This window comes from Christiangramia crocea, assembly GCF_022410465.1.
Taxonomy (GTDB): Bacteria; Bacteroidota; Bacteroidia; order Flavobacteriales; family Flavobacteriaceae; genus Christiangramia; species Christiangramia crocea.
The window spans coordinates 125,559-147,086 of sequence record NZ_JAJSON010000020.1 but is presented as its reverse complement, the minus strand read 5'-3'; the positions used below and the strand labels follow the sequence as shown (position 1 = coordinate 147,086).

Below are 21,528 nucleotides of genomic sequence, written 5' to 3'. Positions count from 1 at the left end.
TATGACTATTATCATATTTAGGATAAAAAGGTCCTTTATTGATCCGAGGCCCTGAAAACCCAGCCAGTGAAGAAGTATGATATATGTCATTTTAAGTAGGAGAGACTCTCTATATTTTAGCAGAAATATTCTGGGAATAGTACCAGATGACAATTCCGGAATTTAAAAAGCTTACTTTTATAAGTAGATATTCCAATCTAAAAATCATTTTATGGATCTTAACCGGTTTATTGACCACACCTTACTTTCGGCCAGTGCAACTTCGGCAGATATAAAAAAACTTTGTGAAGAAGCGGTAACTCATAATTTCTATGCGGTTTGTGTAAATAGCAGTTATACAGAAACAGCAAAGGCATACTTGAAAGGATCACAGGTGAAACTTGCGGCAACTGTAGGGTTTCCCTTAGGGGCGGCATTGGCAGTATCGAAGATTGAAGAAGCCAGGAAGGCGGTGCTGGAGGGTGCTGATGAAATTGATATGGTGATCAATATAGGTTTTTTAAAAGATGGGAAGAAAGCTGAGGTAGAGGAGGAGATCACCGCGATTAAAAATACAATCGGAAATAAGGTACTTAAGGTCATTATTGAAACCTGTTACCTGTCTGAAAAAGAGATAAGGCTTGCCTGTGAGATGGCCCTTAAAGCCGGAGCCGACTTTGTAAAGACTTCAACCGGATTTGGGAGTCGGGGAGCAAGCCTGGAAGACATCAGGATCATGAGAGAAGTAGTGGGAGTTAGAATGAAGATCAAGGCTTCCGGAGGAATTCGGGATGCCAGAACAGCAATGGAATATGTAGAACTTGGTGTGGACAGGATAGGTACTTCTTCCGGTATTAAAATAGTTTCTGAAAACCCCGAAAGATTATGAGTTTACACATTGAAGCTAAAAAGGGGGAGATAGCCGAGTCTGTACTTCTTCCCGGAGATCCGCTCAGGGCAAAATGGATTGCAGAAACCTTTCTGAAAGATGCTGTTTGTTATAACAATATTAGAGGGATGCTTGGTTATACCGGTAACTATAAAGGAAAAAAGGTTTCGGTACAGGGCACGGGCATGGGAATTCCTTCCACGCTTATCTATTGCAATGAGCTGATTAAGGATTATGGAGCGAAGAAGCTAATTCGGGTAGGAAGTGCAGGTGCCTATCAGCCCGAAATTAAGCTTATGGATATTGTGATTGCCATGGCTGCTTCAACGAATTCAGCGATCAATAAGTCTTATTTTCCACATGCCGATTTTGCTCCGACAGCCAGTTTTGATTTGTTAATGAAGGCTGTTGCTTATGCCAAAGACAATGGTATTTCCTTTAAGGCCGGAAATGTGCTTTCTTCAGATAAATTCTATGAAGATAAAAAGGATTCCTATAAGGAATGGGCAGATCACGGAGTACTTTGTGTAGAAATGGAAGCTGCGGCAATCTATACGGTCGCGGCAAGATACGGGGTAGATGCTCTGGCCATCCTTACCATATCAGACTCCCTGGTAAACGGTGAGGAAATAAGTGCTTTGGTAAGAGAACAGAAACTGGTAGAAATGGTGGAGATCGCCCTTCATTCTTTTTAATGAATTAGGTTTTATTCAACTTTGTTATATTGTATTGAACATCTGTCAAATTGAATCTTCCATAAGTGAATTCTCCTTCGGGATAGCACCATATAGCTTCACCATAGGATGGAAGGCGATATCCCCTTATATGTCTGTAGTTCTTCACGGGAGTGGAAAACCTGAGTTTTTTCATAATGTCTATTGCATATCGGTCTTCAGAAATAAAATTGGCAAGTTCTCCTTCTTCATTGAATTCCAGGACAGCTGAAACTTTCTCGTTGTTCAGTTTGAAAATCGCTTTAACGGAAAGATCGTCAAGCTCCTCCCATTCTATGCGCTTATCTATAAGAGCTGCCGGTGCGAAAAGACAAATGTCGTTTAAATAAGTAACCATTTCTGTAGGGAACAATTCTGGGGGCGAAAGATCTACCACGCTGAATAATGAAAGCGGTTTTATCTGCATCCGGGCTCCGGAACTTTTGAAGGAATGAAAACCCCTGGTTGGTAGTCCTTTAAAGTTGGCTTTCATAAAAAAGAAACGTGCAGGAGAGTCTGTAAAATTGAATTGTTCAGATCTAAATTTGAACCATTCCTTATCCTTTTCACGCATTTCTCCTTCAAAACTGATTTTAATGTTTTTTACTTTCGGCTTTCCCACTACACCTACAAATAGGAGATAATTCTTTACAACTTCAGGTAGACCGGCAAGATCCTGTTGAGTGAGTGTATCTGCGGGGTAATTTTCAATTCTTTCAGACACTTCTTTTTGAAAGCTTCTTTCAAACTCCCAGCCTGCAAAATGTATGATCGCGATCAGGATGATAAGCAGGTTTACTATAGTGCCGAATTTTGCATCATTCCAGTTCAGGACGATCAATACCTGTGAAACAATGGCAGCCGGAATAGCTATTACTGCCCATACAGGATTACTCTGAATATAAAAAATAACAGACGGTATAAAAAGTAATGCAGTGAACAGCCAGAATATCCCCTGGGTTATGGAAATGGCATTGCTTGATTCCGGTAGTTTAACTAAATCAAAAGCCTTAAAAAATCCAATAAAATGGATAAGAAGATGAATAATCAGTAATGCTATAAATACGATCTTCATGATACCCAAAGATTATCCAGCTTCAAGAAGATGGTCTGTCAGAGCCTGAAAGTTAGAACGGGAGTATTTGCGTGATTGGCAAGATCCTCACCTATACTGCCATAAAAGAAATGGGCGATACCTTTTCTTCCATGAGTGGATATTGCGATGATATCAGCATGAATAGAATTACAGTAATTATAAATTCCTTTTTCAAGCGTATAATCATCATAATAAGTAATCTGATCCTTTACTTCGGGAGCATCCATACCTGCATCTTCCAAAAATTTATTGGCAATAGACAGCATTTCTTTAGTGCTCATGAATTTTTCGGGAACATTTACGAAAAGCAGTTTTGGTTCAACTTCAAAAAATTTAAAAAACTGCCTTGATCTTATAAATGTATCTATGGTTTCCGGCTCAAAGTCGGTCACAAATACCGCATTTTCGATTTTAAAATCAGGGATACGATTTTTAATTACCAGTACCGGGGTTTCTGAGGTTCGCACCACTTTTTCAGTATTGGATCCTGCAAAGACCTCTTTAATACCAGAGGCTCCATGAGAACCCATCACTATAAGATCGGCCTCATATTCCTTGGCTACTTCATTTATTTCCCTGAAAACCTTGAAGTTTTTCACCTCCTGGGCTACCTCGATGCCTTCCAGATAGTCCTTATCGAGGAATTTTTCAAAGCGCTGCTTTGTGAGTTTCATAAAATGAATAGCATTGAAGACTTCCTGTTTTTCATCATTAGTCAGAAAAGATTCAGGAAGGCCCATCATATGCACCACAACTATATCTGCATTTTGCTTTTTGGCGATGGTAGCGGCTACTTCAAGGGCATATTCGGAATGCTCTGAAAAATCAACGGGGACTAGAATCGTATTCATAACTAAAAGATTTAAGATTAATAAACCATCATTACAGCTTTTCTTTTTTCCAGCTGTTTCTCTATTTCAGCAATGGCCACTTTTACGGAATGCTCAAAATAATGTTGCGAGGTAGCTGCAAAAACCTTGCTTCCGGGAATGATGCATTCTATCTCGCAAATTTTTCCTTCTCCCTTTGGGTCATTTTCTAATTTGAAATAGATATTTATTGCTTTTATAATTTCAAATCTGGCTCTTAGCTTGTTCAGTTTGTTCTCGGTATATGTTGTTAGGGCTTCGCTGGTAGGTATTTTCACGAATTGAATTTGAGTGCTCATAATTGTGTGTATTTTAGTTCTACTCAAAGCTACTCTTTACTTTCTTCAAAAAATATGACTCTTGTCAGTATTGCATTTTTTCCCGGGTAGAAGTGGGTTTTAGCTAATTTTTAAGAGAAGCTTTAACTGGGAATGATTAAATTAATTACATGAAAAGTACTGGTTTGAAATTACTGGCTTTAACCACATTTATATTGGTCTTGCTGGCTGTTTTTTCGGCTCTGGGTTTCTCTTTTCCTGTTGTTTATTTTTTGATGTGCGCGGGCCAGTTGTTGCTGATATTTACAGTTTATAAGATCCTTACCGAAAAGTATACCACTACAAAAACCTTTGACGATTTTTATGAAGACCACCCGGTTAAGGACGAATAGTTACAATTTACAATTTTTTGTATTTGCATATTTGAAATCCTTATTAAATATCGTCAACTTTGTAAAAAAGTTTTACCTTTAAAATCGCTTAGAGTCCCCTCAAGGACTTTAAAGCATTTAAACAGGAAACCTACTTAATAAGTATATAGTTTGCAGGAATTTCTGGATCACAGAGATATTTTCAATGTCCTATTTCAGGCTGCTTCTGAAGGCATCATCGTTGTAAATTCAGATCAGATCGTGGTTGCTGCCAATAAAGCGGCCCAGGAGATGTTTGGATACAGGGAAGGTGAGCTCATAGATCAACACCTGGATGTGCTTATTCCTAAAGAGTACCATCACAGCCATCACGATCACTTCAATAATTTTCTGAATAAAAGTGAAAAGCGCCAGATGGGTCACGGCAGGGATCTTTATGGAGTGAAAAAAGACGGCACCCGTTTTCCTGTGGAAGCAGGACTTAACCCGTTCAAAATGGACGGCAAGGATTATGTGATGTCCTTGGTGATAGATATTACAGTTAGGAAAGAGACTCAGCGCCAGATCAAAGAACTCAACACCCAACTTGAAGATAAGATCAAAATAAGAACCCAGGAGCTGAGAGAAACCGTTGAGAACCTCGAAGAGGAAATAATGAGAAGGAAAGAGGCAGAGCGGAAGATCAAGGATGCCCTTCAAAAGGAAAAGGAACTCAACGAATTAAAGACTAAATTTCTTTCGCTGGTATCGCATGAATTTAAAACCCCATTGAGTGGGATACTTACTTCTGCAACGCTTACTGAAAAATATACCAGGGAAGATCAGCAGGAGAAAAGGGAGAAACACCTTGTCACCATTAGGAACAAGGTTCATTATCTCAATAATATTCTTAATGACTTTCTTTCAATAGAAAGACTTGATTCCGGAAAAGGCCAGTATAAGTATACTACTTTCAGCCTAAAGAGACTCATTAATGAAGTGGTCTACAATGCCAATATCACACTTAAAGACGGGCAGGAGATCCTTTACCCCAGAGATCTGGAGGATATTAGTCTGCATCAGGATGAAAAGATCCTGGAACTGATACTCTCTAATCTATTAGGGAATGCCATCAAGTATTCACCCGAAAATACGGTGATCAAATTTGATGTGAAAATAAAAGAGGGGAACATTATTTTTGAAGTGGAAGACCAGGGAAGGGGAATCCCGGAAAAGGATCAGAAGCATATTTTTGAAAGATATTTCAGGGCAGAAAATGCCCTTTTGGATCAGGGTACAGGAATTGGCCTCAATATTGCCAAGGCTCACCTTGAAAACCTTAATGGAAGCATACATTTTACAAGTAAGGAAAATGTGGGAACAAAGTTTACTGTTGAGGTTCCAGTGAAAAATAATTAATTAGAGTATTCTTATGAAGAAAGTATTGCTAATTGAAGACGATGTAACGGTTCGTGAAAATACGGCGGAATTGCTGGAGTTGTCCGGTTATGATGTGGTTACGGCTTCTAATGGTAAAAATGGAATTGAAAAAGCAAAACAAAACCTTCCTGATATTATAGTTTGTGACATCATGATGCCGGAGACCGATGGCTACGGAGTGTTGCAGGAATTAAGTAAGGATCCCAAGACCATAAATATTCCTTTTATTTTCCTTTCGGCTAAGACCGAACATAAGGATATAAGAAAAGGCATGGACCTTGGGGCTGACGATTATCTTACCAAGCCCTTTGAGGAAGAAGATCTTCTGAGTGCAATAGAAAGTCGCCTTGCAAAAGTTGAAATTCTGAAATCCCATCAAAAGAAAAATGAAGTTTCAGAAGTTAAAGAAGGTGGCCTGAAAAACCTTGAGGACCTTAGAGAGCTTTTCAGTGATTATCCTCTGGAAGAATTTAAAAAAGGCGATACTATTTATGAGAAAGGTAAAAAGTCTAATTTCTTTTATCTGGTAAAAAGAGGTGTGGTGAAAGCCCACAGGATGGATAACCAGGGAAAGGAACTCATCACAGAGCTTTATAAGGATGACGATTTCTTCGGAAATCATGCCAACGATTCACAGTCGGCGTATGAAGATTATGCCACTGCGATGGAAGACACACATCTACACGTGGTCTCAAGAGAGGAATTCCATAAGATCCTTGGCAGGAATCCGAGAATCACGTTGCAATTGGTTGAAGTTCTGAATAATAACCTTTCAGAATTGAAAAAACAGCTCATGGATATGGCCTACGGCTCGGTACGTAAAAAAACTGCAAATACCATCCTTCTTTTTGCAGAAAGGATCAAAAAACATCCGCTTAAAAGCATCCGGATTTCGAGGGCCGATCTTGCGGGAGTGGCCGGTATGGCTCCGGAAAGCCTTATACGAACCCTTTCTGAATTTAAAAAAGAAGGCCTTATAGAGATCGAAGGGCGTAACATTAAACTTGTTGATTCCGAGGCGTTAAAAAATATAAGTTAAACATCAAAAAAAACATTTAAACAGGAAGAACTGACTTTTATCATTTTTCCGGTTGCAGGCTTCACTTAATTTCGCTATTGATAAGTGATGACCTATGAATGTATTAATCCTTACCGATTTTTCGGAGGTTTCTGATAACGCCGGCCGTTATGCTGTAGATTTTCTGCAGAATATCGCTGCGAACTTTTTTCTTCTCAATATACATGACTTTAATTTTAGTAAATCGGCCAGTAAGTCCCTTGAAAATGAACTGGTTTCAACCCTGGAACAGCTTCAGAATAGTGTTCAAGACCTGGAAAATCATACTAAAAATCCTGAACATAACTTCAATACTATATTATCTTCAGATAACCTTATAAATGCTGTGCGAAAGGCACAGGCAGAAAAGAAGATCGATTTTATATTTATTGGTGCGGCCAGTCAGGAAGTGCATCAGCACCCTATACTTGGGGATCATGCCTATGAGGTAATACGCAAGATAAGGTGTAATATCATGGCGGTACCCGGGGGTAGCACCTATATTAAGGCAGAGAAGTTCGTTCTGCCGGTGGATTATTCAGTGATCTCAAGGGAAAAGGTGTTTCAGCATCTTGAACAGGCAGGTTTTATAAGTCAGGGCCGACTTACGGTCATTGAACTGGACGAAGATCACCACGAAAGCATGACCAAAGAATTTGAATGGCCCCAACTTTCAACCGTAAATGGTGAGGTAAAGACAAAGTATTTAAAAATGGGTGAATCTCAGATCTTTAGCGAAGATCTGCTGAAGGAGATACAGGGCAGGTTTGATATGATAATTATTATAGGTAAGAATCTGAGTGTTTGTGACCACTTTCTCCACGCCCGCTATGGTTTACTTTCAACCCTGAGCAATTCCCTTCCTATACTGGTGATTCACGAATGTAAGTGATCTTTGTGATGGATAGGGTAAATTGTTTTCATTGTGGAGAAGAGTGTGTGGACGGGCCGATAAACTATTCGGAAAAGTCATTTTGCTGTACAGGATGCAAAACGGTATTTGAGATTTTGAATTCAAATGACCTCTCTTACTATTACGATCTGGAGAATGCTCCGGGTAATTCTCCCAAACTCAGCGAAGAGAAATACGATTTTCTTGAGAATGAAGAAATAATAGAAAAACTCCTGGAATTTGATCATGGTGACAGCCAGATAGTTTCCTTTAGAATTCCTTCTATACATTGTAGTTCTTGTATCTGGATCCTTGAGAATCTTAACAAACTTCACAAAGCGGTTAAAAGTTCCCAGGTAGATTTTCCAAAGAAAAAACTGAGGATCAGTTTTTCTGCAGAAGAATTATCCCTGAAAGAACTTGTTATTTTATTGGGTAGAATAGGTTATGAACCCAATATATCCCTGGAGAATTTTGAAGAGGAGAAGAAGGGGATAGACCGCAGCCTCATATACAAATTAGGTGTCGCTGGCTTTGCCTTTGGCAATATTATGTTTCTCTCATTTCCTGAATATTTCGAAATCAAAGAATTCTGGCTGGAGCAGTTCAAACATCTTTTTCGCTGGCTCACGTTCAGCTTTGCACTACCGGTGGTGTTCTATTCCGGAAAGGATTATTTCGTTTCTGCCTATAAAGGGCTTCGATCAGGATTGCTGAATATAGATGTGCCCATTGCATTGGGGATCGCTGTCTTATTTTTAAGAAGTACAGCCGAGATCATTATGGACACAGGAACCGGTTTCTTTGACAGCCTTAGCGGACTTGTATTTTTCCTTTTATTGGGGAAATTCTTTCAGCAAAAGACCTATTCTTTCCTTTCTTTTGAAAGGGATTATAAATCATATTTTCCCATTGCGGTTACTCGAATTTTTTCCGAAGAGGGTCAGCAAAAAGAAGAACAGGTCCAGGTTTATAAGATTAAGAAAGGTGATAGGGTAATTATCAGGAATGAGGAGCTTATTCCTATGGATGCCATTCTCATTAAAGGTGATGCGAAAATTGATTACAGTTTTGTGACCGGAGAAGCTGAGCCAGTGAAAAAGTACAGTGGCGACAGATTGTATGCTGGAGGAAGGCAGCAGGGAAGCATTATTGAGGTGGAAGCGCTGAAACCAGTTAAGCAAAGTTATCTTACCGAATTATGGAGTGATGAGGTTTTTAGTAAAGATAAGAGCAGTGCTTTTCAAACCTTGACAAATCAGATAAGTAAAAGGTTTACGTATGCTGTCTTGAGTATAGCATTTATTTCGGCCATCTTCTGGATGATGTATGATCCGGGCAAGGCATGGAACGTTTTTACGGCGGTACTCATTATAGCCTGTCCATGTGCCATTGCGCTGGCAGCACCCTTCACTCTGGGGAATCTTTTACGCATCTTCGGAAGGAACCATCTTTATTTGAAAGATACTACCGTTATTGAGCAGGCCGCTAAAATTGATACTGTGGTTTTTGATAAGACCGGGACTATTACCACCAATCAGCGTGATAGCATTAAATATGAAGGCATAGAGCTTAGTATAGAGGAACAGGAACTTTTAACCGGTAGCTTAAGGGCGTCCAATCATCCCCTGAGCCGTGCTCTGTATAAGGTACTTCAGAAGAATAGCATCTCTACCCCAGAAGTCTTCCACGAACATGTGGGGCAGGGGCTCGAAACCTCTTCTAAAGATCTGTCTTTAAAGATAGGCTCTGCTGCTTTCGTAAAGGAGAAATTCATTAACGGTACATCAGTACAAAAAAGAGAAGAACTGGAAAAAACTTCGGTTCATATCAGCTCGAACGATCAGTATAAAGGCTGTTTTACCTTTCATAACTCATACCGAGAAGGACTTTCGTCGCTTTTCACCAGCCTGGGGAAAAATAAAGAACTTATCATACTTTCAGGGGATAACGATGGCGAACAGGAAAGACTGGAACAGCTTCTTCCAGGCGGGATCAGAATGTTCTTCAACCAGAAACCTGGAGATAAACTTCAGTTTATCAAAGACCTGCAGAAGCAGAACAAAAGAGTAATGATGGTAGGAGACGGTCTTAATGATGCCGGGGCTCTGGCCCAGAGCGATGTAGGGATAGTCATTTCAGAGGATATCAATGTCTTTTCTCCGGCCTGTGACGGAATACTGGACGCGCGAAATTTTGGTAAATTTCATGACTTTTTTGAGCTGTCCTCAAAAGCTATTTCAGTTATAAAATGGAGTTTCATTCTATCGCTTTGTTATAATCTTATCGGACTGGGTTTTGCTGTTTCAGGAAATCTTATGCCTGTGGTAGCCGCCATTCTTATGCCTTTGAGTTCCATCAGCATAGTTGGATTTACCACACTGGCCACTCAAATCCTTGGGAAAAGATTAAAGCATTAAATGAAAACAAAGCTGACCGTTGTCATTTTTTAGCCACTACTCTCAGAATACTTTTACAGCCATATTCAATTAATATGAGCATTATCTACATGTTGCTGGCTATCAGTGTGGTTGTGGCCCTTATATTTTTTATCGCTTTCATAGTCTCTGTGAAAAAGGGACAGTATGACGATGTATACACACCTTCTGTTAGGATGCTCTTCGATGATGAATTGGTCAAAAATGATCACGAAAAAAATCAACCTGTCAATAAAGTGAAATCAAATTAATTATGGAAGTACAGCAATTTTATTACGATAATAAAATCGTAAAGAAATTTATTATTGCCACTATGTTTTGGGGCATTATAGGTATGAGCGTTGGATTATTGCTTGCCTTTATGTTCATTTTTCCGAATGTGACCGAGGGTATCTCATGGCTTAGCTTTGGAAGGCTAAGACCCCTGCATACCAATGCGGTGATTTTCGCATTCGTGGGGAATGCCATTTTTGCCGGTGTATATTACTCTACCCAGCGTTTACTTAAAGCCAGGATGTGGAGTGATGCCCTGAGTAATATCAATTTCTGGGGTTGGCAGCTGATTATCGTAGGTGCGGCTATCACTCTGCCACTAGGTTTTACCTCGTCAAAGGAATATGCCGAACTGGAATGGCCTTTTGATATTGCCATCGCGATCATCTGGGTTGCTTTCGGTGCCAACCTTATAGGAACAATGATCAAAAGAAGACAACGGCATTTGTACGTGGCGATCTGGTTCTACCTGGCGACCTTCGTGACGGTTGCAGTGCTCCATATTTTTAACAATATCGAAATTCCAGTAAGCGCCTTCAAAAGTTATTCATTCTATTCGGGAGTTCAGGATGCTCTGGTTCAGTGGTGGTATGGTCATAATGCCGTTGCATTCTTTTTGACCACGCCTTTCCTTGGACTTATGTACTACTTTGTTCCGAAGGCCGCTAACCGCCCGGTATATTCTTACCGCCTTTCTATCATACATTTCTGGTCGCTCATCTTTATCTATATCTGGGCTGGGCCACACCACTTATTATATACAGCCTTGCCAGACTGGGCTCAGAACCTTGGGGTAGCTTTTTCTGTAATGCTTCTATTCCCATCATGGGGAGGGATGATCAACGGATTATTAACACTTCGCGGTGCCTGGGATAAGGTAAGGGTAGATCCTGTTCTTAAATTTATGGTTGTGGCGATCACCGGTTACGGAATGGCCACTTTTGAAGGACCGATGCTTTCTCTAAAGAACGTGAATGCTATAGCACACTTTAGTGACTGGATCATTGCTCACGTTCACGTTGGAGCACTGGCATGGAACGGATTCCTGACCTTCGGTATGATTTACTGGCTTGTTCCCAGACTTTTTAAGACAAAACTTTGGTCTGTAAAACTTGCCAATACCCATTTCTGGATTGGAACTCTTGGTATCATTATTTATGCGTTACCAATGTATGTTGCCGGATTCGTTCAGGCTTCAATGTGGAAGCAATTCAATCCTGATGGAACTTTGACTTACGGTAACTTCCTTGAAACGGTTACAGAGATCATCCCAATGTACTGGATGCGCGCAATTGGAGGAAGTCTTTATATTCTTGGAGCCTTTGTAATGCTCTACAACATTGTAAAAACTGTTCGCCAGGGTAGCAAAGTAGAGGATGAGCTTGCTGAAGCAGCTGCCCTTCAACCTGTAACCAAAAAGAGAACTACCGGGGAGGCTTATCACAGCTGGCTGGAAAGAAGACCTGTCAAATTAACCATTTTCGCTACTATCGCCATTCTAATTGGTGGAATGGTGCAGATCATTCCATCGTTGATGGTAGATGAGTATGTTCCGGTAATTTCAAGCGTAAAACCATATACCCCTCTGGAACTTGAAGGACGGGATATTTATATACGTGAAGGCTGTGTTTCCTGTCATTCACAAATGATTAGGCCTTTCCGAAGTGAAGTGGAACGCTATGGAGAGTATTCGAAAGCAGGGGAATATCGGTATGATTATCCTTTCCTATGGGGAAGTAAGAGAACCGGGCCCGATCTGCACAGGATAGGCCAGAAATATTCAGATAACTGGCACCTTAACCACATGTACGATCCGCAAAGTACTTCTTCAGGTTCCATAATGCCATCCTATAAATGGTTAGTAACCGATGAACTGGATAAATCCCAGACTGAAGATAAGATGCGCGCCATGCAAACACTTGGAGTTCCTTATACCGAAGAAGAGATTGCCAGAGCTCAGGAGTGGATGGATGAGCAGGGGACTCAAATTGAGCAGAACCTGTATTCGGATCCCGATTTTGTGACGAGCTATGAAGCCGATAAGAAATATGCGGAAGAGAACGGACTGGAATTTACCGAGATGCGGGATCGTGAGATCGTGGCACTTATAGCCTACCTGCAAAGGCTGGGTACAGATATCAAAGCTGAAGATTTAGAAGAACAAGTAACTAATAATTAAAACCAGAGACCATGTTGAAATTCGTAAAAGGTCCATTGGAAAGTATAGATGGGGTGGAGATCTACCCCATCATCTCCCTGCTCATTTTTTTCATCTTTTTCACTGCACTTTTCTGGTGGGTGATTACGGCGAAAAAAGACTATATAAAATATGTGAGTAGGATGCCGCTTGATTTTGATACCGATGAGGAAAGCCATAACAACCAAAAAACAGACTTATCATGAAAAAAGTTTTTTCAGCATTAAGAATTCTGGGCCTGACCATTCTTGCTGTAGTCATTGCCGAAGTAACTCTGGAAACAGGAGATAAAACCAGTTTCGAAGTCTATCCTGTTTTATGGCTGATTCTGGCAGTGGTAGTAATCATTGCTTTTGCCATAGAAGTTTCAATTGCGGCACTTGAAAGAACCTTATATAATTCCCTTAAGCCTGAAGCCAGGGAAAAATACGATGCTGCAATGGCAAGTAAAAAGGCAGAGAAATCCTGGTGGAGAAGAACCTATGAAAAGCTAGTGGATAAAAAGCCTATTGAAAAGGAGGATGAGATCATTCTGGATCATAATTATGATGGAATAAAGGAGCTTGATAATAACCTTCCGCCATGGTGGCTTTACGGTTTTTACGCAAGTATCATCTTTGCCGGGATATATCTCGCCAGGTATCACATTTTTGACGGAACAACCCAAAGAGAGGAATATTTGATCGAAGTGGCCGAAGCCAAAGCGGCAGTGGAGGAATATAAGAAGAATGCAAAAGGTCTTATTGATGCCAATACGGTTGAATTATTAACTGGTGAAGAGGATATCAACGCCGGGAAGGCAATTTTTGAAGGGAATTGTGCTGCCTGCCATAAGATAGATGGTGGCGGGGGCATAGGTCCTAATCTTACCGACTCATACTGGATACTGGGAGGTGGAATCAAAAACGTATTCAATTCAATATCTGAAGGAGGCCGGGCCGGTAAGGGAATGGTTGCTTGGAAAACCGATCTTAAACCAGATGAGATCGCTCAGGTAGCAAGTTATGTCCTGAGTCTTCACGGAACCACTCCTGCAGATGCTAAAGAACCTGAAGGTGAATTATGGGTAGATCCCGACGCCAGAGTTGAAGAAGTTGAGGTTACAAGGCCCGATTCTACTTCGGTAGAAATTGAAATGGATAACGAGGAAGAATAAACACTTTCGGAACTGATTTTATCAGTTCCAATCTTCCTGAAAGGAGATTTTCGTTGACGGGCTATTAATAAGGTAGAATAGATAAATAGAAAAAGGTGGAGAACGAAAGATTTAGAGACAGCATAGGTACGGTAACCAATGAAGGGAAACGCTCCTGGGTCTATCCTAAGAAGCCTTCCGGTAAACTTTATGAATACCGTAAATATGTAAGCTATATCCTGCTGGCCTTTCTGTTCGTCTCCCCCTTTATAAAAATTGACGGTAACCAGTTCCTCATGTTTAATGTTCTGGAAAGAAGGTTCAATATTTTTGGAGCGACTTTCTGGCCCCAGGACTTCTATCTCTTTGTGATCATAATGCTTATAGGCGTGGTGTTCATTTTGCTGTTCACTGTTGCCTTTGGAAGGATCTTTTGTGGGTGGGTATGCCCGCAGACCATTTTTATGGAAATGGTCTTTCGCAGAATTGAATACTGGATAGAAGGAGATAGAGGAAAACAAATAAGACTTAATAAGCAGCCATGGAACGCTGAAAAGATTCGAAAAAAAGGATTTAAATGGACTGTTTTCTTTATCATTTCCTTCCTTATAGCAAACATATTCCTGGCCTATCTTATTGGTAGTGACAGGTTGTTGCTTTATATACAGGAAGGTCCTGAAGCTCATTTAAGTACGCTTATATCATTATTGATTTTTACCGGGGTATTCTATTTTGTGTTCGCATGGTTTCGGGAACAGGTTTGTATCATTGCCTGCCCCTATGGCCGGCTTCAGGGAGTACTTCTGGATAATAAATCCATTGTAGTGGCTTATGATCACAAACGTGGAGAGAAGGAAAAAGGGCGGGCCAAATTCAAAAAGAATGAAGATCGTGAAGCCAGTGGTAAAGGTGACTGTATAGACTGTTTTCAATGTGTTCAGGTTTGTCCTACAGGTATTGATATTCGTAATGGTACACAGCTTGAATGTGTAAACTGTACAGCTTGTATTGATGCCTGTAACCAGATGATGGAAGCGGTAGACCTGCCTAAGGGCCTGATTCGGTATGCAAGTGAAGAGAATATTGAAAAGAAGGCGAAGTTTAAATTCACCCCTCGCTTAAAAGGTTATTCAGCAGTACTTTTTATTCTGATATCTGTATTAACCGGAATGCTGTTCTTAAGAAGCGATGTGGAAGCTAATATACTAAGGTTGCCCGGGCAGTTATATGAACATAAGGAAAATAATATGATCAGTAATGTATATACCTATAAGCTGATCAATAAAACAACCCGGGATTTTGAGGATGTAAGTTTTAAGCTGATATCTCATAAGGGTAAGATACGTACCGTAAAAGATCACGGGATTTTGGTGCCGGGAAATGGACTGGCTGAGGGAACACTTTTTATAGAAATAGACAGATCGGGACTGGAAAATGAAAAGGATAAGGTAGAAATTGGCGTCTACAGCGGCGAACAACTGATCGAAACCACAACCACCACATTTTTAGGACCAAGAAGCTATAATTAGAAGTGAACTGATTTGCTTTTAAAAATAATGAAGATCAGTTTAAAAGATTATTCGTGCTTTCGTGGCAACAAAATAAGTTGAATTAAAAAAATAATCATATGAAAATCAATTGGGGAACAGGACTGGTTATAGGAATGCTGGCTTTTATTTCTTTTATCATGTATTTCGTGGTGACCATGCTGAGTAGTACGGAATATGATCATGACCTGGTAGTAGAAGATTACTATAAGGCGGAACTTCACTATCAGGAGGATATTGATGCTGAAAAGAATGCGCTTAGCCTGGAAGAAAATATCCGCCTGGAAATAAAAAACGGAAAACTGGTGTTGGTATTTCCGGAAAGTATGAAAATTGAAGAGATGGAAGGGGCTATTTATCTGTACCGTCCTTCCAATAAAAATCTTGATTTTCAAATCCCGCTTTCTGAGGTTAAGACCAGGGAGTTTTTAATTCCAGGGGAAAAGCTGGTTGATGGGAGATGGAATGTGAGTGTGAACTGGAACACTAAGGGCAAGGAATATTTATTCAAAAAAGAAATCGTTTTTTAAATGTTTTTATCTGCATTAATATTCGGATTACTGGGAAGCTTTCATTGCGTGGGCATGTGTGGCCCGATAGCTTTCCTGTTACCGGTAGACCGGAAAAATGATGTCCGTAAATATTTGCAGATCTTTCTTTATCATCTTGGCAGGATCACTTCTTATGCTATAACTGGATTGGCTTTTGGCCTGGTAGGTAAGAGCCTTTCACTTTTTGGACTTCAGCAACAGCTTTCAATAATCATCGGGGTGGTTATGCTGATAGTCCTTTTTCTTCCCTCCCGCAGATTAACAGGAAATAAAATATCAGGGATCTGGATGAAATGGATAGGGAGACTTAAAAATTCCCTGGGTCAGGAATTAAAGAAGAAACGTCTTGATACATTCTATACTGTTGGGTTTTTGAATGGATTTCTACCCTGCGGATTGGTTTATATGGCTGTTTTTGGAGCCATAGCGAGCGGAAATGCTTTTAATGGAAGTATTTACATGATGCTGTTCGGCATTGGGACGATCCCTTTAATGACCGGGGCAATCTGGATCGGGAATTTCATATCGGTAAATGTGAGAAAATACATCCGCCGCATGATACCTGTATTTCTTGGAGTAATTGCGGTACTATTTATAATAAGAGGGCTAGGTCTTGGAATACCATATCTCTCTCCCAAACAAAAGGGGGGAAAGATTTCTGCTAACTACGAATGTCATGCGTCAAATCAAATTATAAAACACTAAAGTTGAAGATTATGCTATTAAATTTACTAATACCCCTCGTAAACTGGAATCTGGGCACAGGTATAATCATGTTTTTCGGCCTGGTTTGTATTGGCCTTATGCTTACAGTGCATCATATGATTAACAGTGGAAAGAATACTAACAACGGTAAAAGTGATAAAGATAAATGACAGGAATAGGGGAAATCCCGTATTTTTCGTCAATAAAAACCTACGGATAGGATATAAAAATTTTACTTCGTAAATTTAAGGGTTGTTATCTGTAAAAGGATAACTCAGAAGGCTAGTCGGCTATGCGTTTGTATAACGATTAGCCTTTTTTATTAGTTAAATCTCTCTGATTGAGAAGCGCTATTAATTTGTTTACATCTTCGATTCTTTTTAGGTTCAGATCATTCTTTTCTATCAAACCCACAATTTCCTTTTTATTAATATTCAGGGAATTAATTATATTCCGTTCATTCAGTTTCTTAATCTCCACTGGTAGGTTCTCATTATTAAAATGAAAATAATAAGATGTTGATGCCTCTAACTCTGGTTTCTTTTCAACGTGAAAACTTGTTTTTGCTCTTTGACCGGGATGGAAATTACGATAATGTTTTCTCAAAAAGTTAACTCTGTTGCCATCTTCAAGAATTTCAAAATATACCTGTTCAACTTTGTTGTCCGGGTTTAAATAAGGTAAAACCCTGAATCTTCTATTATTTAAATACACATTTAGGGATGGGGATTTTCGAAGTTCCATAACCTTATCGTTTTCGGTAAGGATTTCCATAACCTCATTATAAATATTATAGCGAATATAGAAACTTCCTAAGCTATTACCGGCTTCAAAAATCTGACCCTGAACAAATTCTTCTTTCAGATAAGGGCTTCCTTCGAGTTCGCTTATGGGTATTGCGGTATTAATATTCTTTTTTAAATCTTGAAACATATCAAGATATCTATTGTTGTGGTCTCCTGATCCGGTAATAACACCAGAATTAATTTTCTGGGCTGGTGAAATTAAAGGGAATAATATAAGGATGGATAAAACACTGAATATTTTTTTCATAATGCTTACTAGATGGATTGACCTAAATATAACAAAATTGTTAATATCCTATTAATAAATACCCTCCAAAACTTTAAAAAACAGTGATTTATAAAGCCGATATTTCCTAAATTATCCCAGTTTACATTATTTAAAATTTGAGATTTGGGGCATTTTAAATTTAAAATTCTGTATTCCCTTTTATTGGTTTTGGGAATTACCGGTAGGCTTATCGGGCAGGATGCAGGTTCAGTTCAGAGAGTAAAATCCATCGATCCTTTTATTAGGGCCGATGAAGTACACATTCAACAGGATTCTGAAGATAATCTTTGGATCACTACTCCCGTTAAGGTCTTAAAGTACAATTCAGTCAGGGCATTAGATTATAATAAATTTCGAGGTGTTCCACGGGATATTGGCGATGAATTCATTGCAACCTATACCGATTCTGAAGATCAAACCTGGCTGGCCGGTAACCAGGGGCTTGCAATTTACAATCCTGAAAAGGATAGCTTTGAATTTATAAGTGATGTTACGGGAAGGATCTATGCTCTGCGGGAGGATTCTGGTAAACAACTTTGGATAGCTGCCGAGAATGGTATTTTTAAACTAAAGGTGGATTCCTCAAAAGCCGATTATGGCATCTCACGCTTTCTTTCAGAAAATACACTAGCTGCCGATGTGACCCTCTTTGAGAATTCGGTCATTTTTGCGGGGCCAAATGGGATACTCACTATAGACCGCAGGTCAGGAAAATTCAATAAGATAGATATGGGGTATTACCAGAATCTGCATATAACCAGCGTTCTGCCCATGGACGATCTTATACTTTTTGGAACAAAAGATCAGGGATTATATAAAACCGACAGGGATTTTATGAATATTCAGAAGGTATATTCACTTCCTTATATCGTGGCCCAAAAGGAGATAACAGCACTCCAGGAATTTAACGATGAAATAATAATATCTACAAACGGTGCCGGTGTAATTCGTCTGAATAAAAAGCTGGAAATGATACAGGGACCAGATAAAATATACCCTCAAAATATATATTCAGTCCTGCTTAACGATCAGAACCTTCTTTGGGTCGTTGCTAAAGAGGGACTTTTTATTCAGAATTATTCCGGATTTGCGGTGGAAAAACTTAAAAACGACCCGTTAAGATATTCCAGTCTGGCAAATGATTTTGTCACAACTGGAGAAGTGGACTCACAAGGGAATCTTTGGTTTGGAACAGGTAAGGGCTTAAGTATCTGGAATCCTGAAACCAATCGCTGGAGACATATTGAAAACCTGAATTACAACCGGCGTATGAATGCACCAGATAATATCACAGATCTGGCTGCTATAGATGAGCATATGTGGGTGGCTACTGCAAAGGACGGTGTTTATAAGATTAATATAAACACGCTTTTGAGAGCTCATTATTCGGTAGATGCACTTTACAAAACGAAGATACAGTCCGCCAACACACTTTTTATAGATGCAGGCGGGAATGTCTGGATCGGGGGTGAGGAGGGCTATCTTACCGTTATACGGCCCGATAATGAGATAAAGGATTATCCTGTTAAGGAAGTTCAGGCAATAGCCGAACTGGGGCCAAAGCAACTTATTGTGGCGACCCGCACAAGGGTTCACTCTCTTAATCCCATTACAGGAAGAATTAGCGATCTGGAAGCTCTTAATGCCGGGAAAGATCTTTTATATTATTCAGTTAAGGATCTAAAGATTACCCATGGGGGACGTGGCCTTTTTGCTACAGAGGGAGCCGGATTACTTATCTATGATTTTGAAGATGATACCTTGCAGAGATTAGGAGCAGAGGAAGGACTGCCTTCCAGTAACGTCACCGGTATTGAATGGCTGTCAGATGAAAAGATATGGTTGGCGACTGACAAGGGCATGGCATATTATAATGGCGTGGAAAATGAAATTAAGGTTTTCTCAGAACTCAACGGACTTAGTACAAATGAACTTACCACTGATTTTATGAAATTGGATAACGGTAGTTTTGTCCTGGGAAGTTCAAAAGGAGTGAATATATTCAAGCCAAAAGTTATGCTGGCACAGCAGGAATTCAAACCCCGTTTGCAGTTTAGAAATTTTGTAAGTCCTGATGAGAATGGAAAAACGGACGAGGTTCAGCTTGCCGGAATAAATGATCTTGAGATAGAAGAAGGTTCCGGGTTTTATATAAACTTTCAAGGAATTTCTCATTTGGATCCTGAGGGCATACTCTATTCCTGGAAAATGGAGGGGCTGGAAGATGACTGGAGCAGGCCTACAACATTAAATAAAGCAAGTTACTCAAATTTGCCCCCCGGTAATTTTGTCTTTAAGGTGCGTTCCAGGCTCAGGGATTCCGGCTGGACAGAACCAAAACGGTTAAGTATTAATGTTCAGGCGGCACCGGCAACCATAAGTACGGTCTACGTCTTTATGGGGATTAGTGTTCTGGCGATGGTGGCAATATTCATTTTTGTCTTTAGCAGAAGGTCAAAAAACGCCGATCAGCTGGCTAAGGTAGAACTCCGTAACCGGCTTCAAAAAGAATTCAGAAAACCGGTTGAAAGCGCGGTGCAGTCTTTAAGCAAGATCTCAGCATCAGCCGATTCCGAAAGTGTTGAAGAACTTCAGCGATTTGCAGCGAGGTTTGATGATCTTTTCCACCAGATACTTAATTTCAATTATCAGGAATCTGTATATGAGATCTCTAAGATCAACCTTAACAGGCACTTTCCGCAGGTGGTAAAAGATATTGAGCCTGTGTATAAAAGTAAAAATCTGGAAATGATCGTGAATGATCAGTGGGGCGATGCCGAATTCTATTATAATATGGAAATGCTGGATAAGATCTTCTTTAGTCTTATTTCCGGGAGTGCAGGTTATTCCTTTAAAGGAGGCAAGATCATAATCAATCTTATTGAAACCAGTGTGGGAGACCTCAAACTACAGATTACCGATAATGGGCGGGGAATGCCTACCCATGATATCAAGGTGTTGGAGAAGAATAAATATCCAAACCAAAAAATGAAATTAAGAGACAGGAGCGGGCTTAGGTATATTCTGAAGGCGAAAGACCTGATCTCTAAATCTGGAGGTAGCTTCAGTTATGAGACCGAAAAAAATGAAGGCTCAACATTTACAGCTATACTTAAGAACAGGAGAGAAGATTATCGTAAAGTGCCTGAAAGGGCTGCTGCGATCTTCAAGGCTGAAAAATCAAAAAATCAACCTGCTACCAGTGTTCCGTCAGAACTTAAGAATCTTAGTGAAATTAAGATCCTGATCATAGAAGGGGACAGCAATACCCGGCACTTACTCGTGAACAATATTGGAAAATACTGCCAGATTTATCAGGCGGCTACTGCCGAAGAAGGCTTGGAAAAGGCGGGTATGATATTTCCGGATATCATTATTTCGGCAACGGTGCTGGCAGATATGAATTTCTTTCAACTGACTAAGATGCTTAAAAGGAATATTGGTCTGAACCATATTAACTTGATTCTTATCGCCGATGCAGGCCAGAAATTTGCCGGGGAGCAGCTGGATGAAATGACTGAAATCATTAGAAAGCCACTCGAAATAAACCTGTTGTTATCCAAATTAACCAAAATCCTTATCTGGCAGCAGGAAATAAGAAACTCCTATATTCAGTCGCATATTGATAATTCTAAAGTTGAATTCAGGAATGGAAGCGATGAGAGATTTATTTCAAATCTTACGGATATCGTGATCGGGAATATAAATAATGAGAATTTTAGTGTGCATGATCTAAGTGGAAAAATTGGGATAAGCAGTAATGCCCTTTTTATGAAACTAAAAAGTCTGGTCAATCTATCTCCTCAGGATTTCATGGAGTTCACAAGGCTTAATTATGCTAGAGAAATGCTGGAGAGTGGTGAGTATAATCCCATGGAAGTCGCCTACAAATCAGGCTTTTCCAGCCCCAAACTTTTTTACAGCTCCTTCAAAAAGTTCTATGGATATAATCTAAGTGATTCTATTGAGAAACCCCTATAATCTTTTGCCCTAAAGAAAATTAGCCTGGTTGAGTATTTTCAGCCAGGCTAATTGTTTTAACATG

At 39.8% G+C, this 21,528-nt stretch carries 19 protein-coding genes; 15 read left to right on the top strand and 4 right to left on the bottom strand.

What is annotated here, in order from left to right; genetic code table 11:
• Window positions 1-211 precede the first annotated feature (211 nt).
• The gene (gene deoC / locus LU635_RS09725; RefSeq protein WP_240098601.1) at window positions 212-868 is read left to right on the top strand and encodes a deoxyribose-phosphate aldolase; all 657 of its coding nucleotides are present in this window, start codon (window positions 212-214) and stop codon (window positions 866-868) included.
• A complete protein-coding gene (gene deoD, locus LU635_RS09720) occupies window positions 865-1,563 on the top strand; it encodes a purine-nucleoside phosphorylase (protein ID WP_240098599.1) in 699 nt (232 codons plus the stop codon). The genes deoC and deoD overlap by 4 nt, the downstream gene beginning before the upstream one ends.
• 4 nt (window positions 1,564-1,567) lie before the next feature.
• Here deoD and LU635_RS09715 read toward each other — a convergent pair whose 3' ends face one another.
• From LU635_RS09715 to LU635_RS09705, 3 genes are read right to left on the bottom strand one after another with little or no spacing between them, the layout of a single operon-like run.
• Window positions 1,568-2,656, bottom strand: coding sequence for a DUF6544 family protein (locus LU635_RS09715; RefSeq protein ID WP_240098597.1), 1,089 nt, complete (start codon window positions 2,654-2,656; stop codon window positions 1,568-1,570).
• 38 nt (window positions 2,657-2,694) lie between these two features.
• Entirely contained in the window at window positions 2,695-3,528 is an 834-nt protein-coding gene (locus LU635_RS09710) for a universal stress protein (protein WP_240098595.1), read from the bottom strand.
• Window positions 3,529-3,545: 17 nt separating this feature from the next.
• The gene (locus tag LU635_RS09705; protein ID WP_240098593.1) at window positions 3,546-3,845 is read right to left on the bottom strand and encodes an HPF/RaiA family ribosome-associated protein; all 300 of its coding nucleotides are present in this window, start codon (window positions 3,843-3,845) and stop codon (window positions 3,546-3,548) included.
• A 149-nt stretch (window positions 3,846-3,994) separates the two neighbouring features.
• Here LU635_RS09705 and LU635_RS09700 point away from each other — a divergent pair, with 149 nt between their 5' ends.
• From LU635_RS09700 to LU635_RS09645, 12 genes are all read left to right on the top strand, one after another.
• Window positions 3,995-4,216: a hypothetical protein gene (locus LU635_RS09700; RefSeq protein WP_240098591.1), complete on the top strand. Its 222-nt coding sequence runs from the start codon at window positions 3,995-3,997 to the stop codon at window positions 4,214-4,216.
• Window positions 4,217-4,366: 150 nt separating this feature from the next.
• Window positions 4,367-5,593, top strand: a complete 1,227-nt coding sequence (locus LU635_RS09695) for a PAS domain-containing sensor histidine kinase (protein WP_240098589.1) — start codon at window positions 4,367-4,369, stop codon at window positions 5,591-5,593.
• A gap of 13 nt (window positions 5,594-5,606) precedes the next feature.
• A complete protein-coding gene (locus tag LU635_RS09690; RefSeq protein ID WP_240098587.1) occupies window positions 5,607-6,653 on the top strand; it encodes a response regulator in 1,047 nt (348 codons plus the stop codon).
• 94 nt (window positions 6,654-6,747) lie between these two features.
• A complete protein-coding gene (locus LU635_RS09685; RefSeq protein ID WP_240098585.1) occupies window positions 6,748-7,563 on the top strand; it encodes a universal stress protein in 816 nt (271 codons plus the stop codon).
• An 8-nt stretch (window positions 7,564-7,571) separates the two neighbouring features.
• A complete protein-coding gene (locus LU635_RS09680; RefSeq protein WP_240098583.1) occupies window positions 7,572-9,983 on the top strand; it encodes a heavy metal translocating P-type ATPase in 2,412 nt (803 codons plus the stop codon).
• A 74-nt stretch (window positions 9,984-10,057) separates the two neighbouring features.
• On the top strand, window positions 10,058-10,252 hold the full coding sequence (gene ccoS, locus LU635_RS09675; RefSeq protein WP_240098581.1) for a cbb3-type cytochrome oxidase assembly protein CcoS: 195 nt from the start codon (window positions 10,058-10,060) through the stop codon (window positions 10,250-10,252).
• Between the two features lie 2 nt (window positions 10,253-10,254).
• On the top strand, window positions 10,255-12,453 hold the full coding sequence (gene ccoN, locus LU635_RS09670) for a cytochrome-c oxidase, cbb3-type subunit I (protein ID WP_240098579.1): 2,199 nt from the start codon (window positions 10,255-10,257) through the stop codon (window positions 12,451-12,453).
• Between the two features lie 11 nt (window positions 12,454-12,464).
• Window positions 12,465-12,677, top strand: coding sequence for a CcoQ/FixQ family Cbb3-type cytochrome c oxidase assembly chaperone (locus LU635_RS09665; protein ID WP_240098577.1), 213 nt, complete (start codon window positions 12,465-12,467; stop codon window positions 12,675-12,677).
• The gene (locus LU635_RS09660; RefSeq protein WP_240098575.1) at window positions 12,674-13,627 is read left to right on the top strand and encodes a cbb3-type cytochrome c oxidase N-terminal domain-containing protein; all 954 of its coding nucleotides are present in this window, start codon (window positions 12,674-12,676) and stop codon (window positions 13,625-13,627) included. The genes LU635_RS09665 and LU635_RS09660 overlap by 4 nt, the downstream gene beginning before the upstream one ends.
• A 95-nt stretch (window positions 13,628-13,722) precedes the next feature.
• The gene (gene ccoG / locus LU635_RS09655) at window positions 13,723-15,135 is read left to right on the top strand and encodes a cytochrome c oxidase accessory protein CcoG (RefSeq protein WP_240098573.1); all 1,413 of its coding nucleotides are present in this window, start codon (window positions 13,723-13,725) and stop codon (window positions 15,133-15,135) included.
• A gap of 98 nt (window positions 15,136-15,233) precedes the next feature.
• Complete coding sequence (locus LU635_RS09650; RefSeq protein ID WP_240098571.1) at window positions 15,234-15,683, top strand: FixH family protein; 450 nt, start codon at window positions 15,234-15,236, stop codon at window positions 15,681-15,683.
• Window positions 15,684-16,409, top strand: coding sequence for a sulfite exporter TauE/SafE family protein (locus LU635_RS09645; RefSeq protein ID WP_240098569.1), 726 nt, complete (start codon window positions 15,684-15,686; stop codon window positions 16,407-16,409). It begins immediately after the preceding gene.
• A gap of 309 nt (window positions 16,410-16,718) precedes the next feature.
• On the opposite strand, the gene LU635_RS09640 is transcribed toward LU635_RS09645, so the two are convergent.
• Complete coding sequence (locus LU635_RS09640) at window positions 16,719-17,462, bottom strand: hypothetical protein (protein WP_240098567.1); 744 nt, start codon at window positions 17,460-17,462, stop codon at window positions 16,719-16,721.
• A 144-nt stretch (window positions 17,463-17,606) separates the two neighbouring features.
• Here LU635_RS09640 and LU635_RS09635 point away from each other — a divergent pair, with 144 nt between their 5' ends.
• A complete protein-coding gene (locus LU635_RS09635) occupies window positions 17,607-21,464 on the top strand; it encodes a hybrid sensor histidine kinase/response regulator transcription factor (RefSeq protein ID WP_240098565.1) in 3,858 nt (1,285 codons plus the stop codon).
• Window positions 21,465-21,528 lie beyond the last annotated feature (64 nt).

Excerpts from the sequence above, each read along its gene's own strand:
- deoC (WP_240098601.1), top strand. The coding sequence starts at position 212 with ATGGATCTTAACCGGTTTATTGACCACACCTTACTTTCGGCCAGTGCA.
- deoD (WP_240098599.1), top strand. The coding sequence starts at position 865 with ATGAGTTTACACATTGAAGCTAAAAAGGGGGAGATAGCCGAGTCTGTA.
- LU635_RS09715 (WP_240098597.1), bottom strand. The coding sequence starts at position 2,656 with ATGAAGATCGTATTTATAGCATTACTGATTATTCATCTTCTTATCCAT.
- LU635_RS09710 (WP_240098595.1), bottom strand. The coding sequence starts at position 3,528 with ATGAATACGATTCTAGTCCCCGTTGATTTTTCAGAGCATTCCGAATAT.
- LU635_RS09705 (WP_240098593.1), bottom strand. The coding sequence starts at position 3,845 with ATGAGCACTCAAATTCAATTCGTGAAAATACCTACCAGCGAAGCCCTA.
- LU635_RS09700 (WP_240098591.1), top strand. The coding sequence starts at position 3,995 with ATGAAAAGTACTGGTTTGAAATTACTGGCTTTAACCACATTTATATTG.
- LU635_RS09690 (WP_240098587.1), top strand. The coding sequence starts at position 5,607 with ATGAAGAAAGTATTGCTAATTGAAGACGATGTAACGGTTCGTGAAAAT.
- LU635_RS09685 (WP_240098585.1), top strand. The coding sequence starts at position 6,748 with ATGAATGTATTAATCCTTACCGATTTTTCGGAGGTTTCTGATAACGCC.
- LU635_RS09680 (WP_240098583.1), top strand. The coding sequence starts at position 7,572 with ATGGATAGGGTAAATTGTTTTCATTGTGGAGAAGAGTGTGTGGACGGG.
- ccoS (WP_240098581.1), top strand. The coding sequence starts at position 10,058 with ATGAGCATTATCTACATGTTGCTGGCTATCAGTGTGGTTGTGGCCCTT.
- ccoN (WP_240098579.1), top strand. The coding sequence starts at position 10,255 with ATGGAAGTACAGCAATTTTATTACGATAATAAAATCGTAAAGAAATTT.
- LU635_RS09665 (WP_240098577.1), top strand. The coding sequence starts at position 12,465 with ATGTTGAAATTCGTAAAAGGTCCATTGGAAAGTATAGATGGGGTGGAG.
- LU635_RS09660 (WP_240098575.1), top strand. The coding sequence starts at position 12,674 with ATGAAAAAAGTTTTTTCAGCATTAAGAATTCTGGGCCTGACCATTCTT.
- LU635_RS09650 (WP_240098571.1), top strand. The coding sequence starts at position 15,234 with ATGAAAATCAATTGGGGAACAGGACTGGTTATAGGAATGCTGGCTTTT.
- LU635_RS09645 (WP_240098569.1), top strand. The coding sequence starts at position 15,684 with ATGTTTTTATCTGCATTAATATTCGGATTACTGGGAAGCTTTCATTGC.
- LU635_RS09640 (WP_240098567.1), bottom strand. The coding sequence starts at position 17,462 with ATGAAAAAAATATTCAGTGTTTTATCCATCCTTATATTATTCCCTTTA.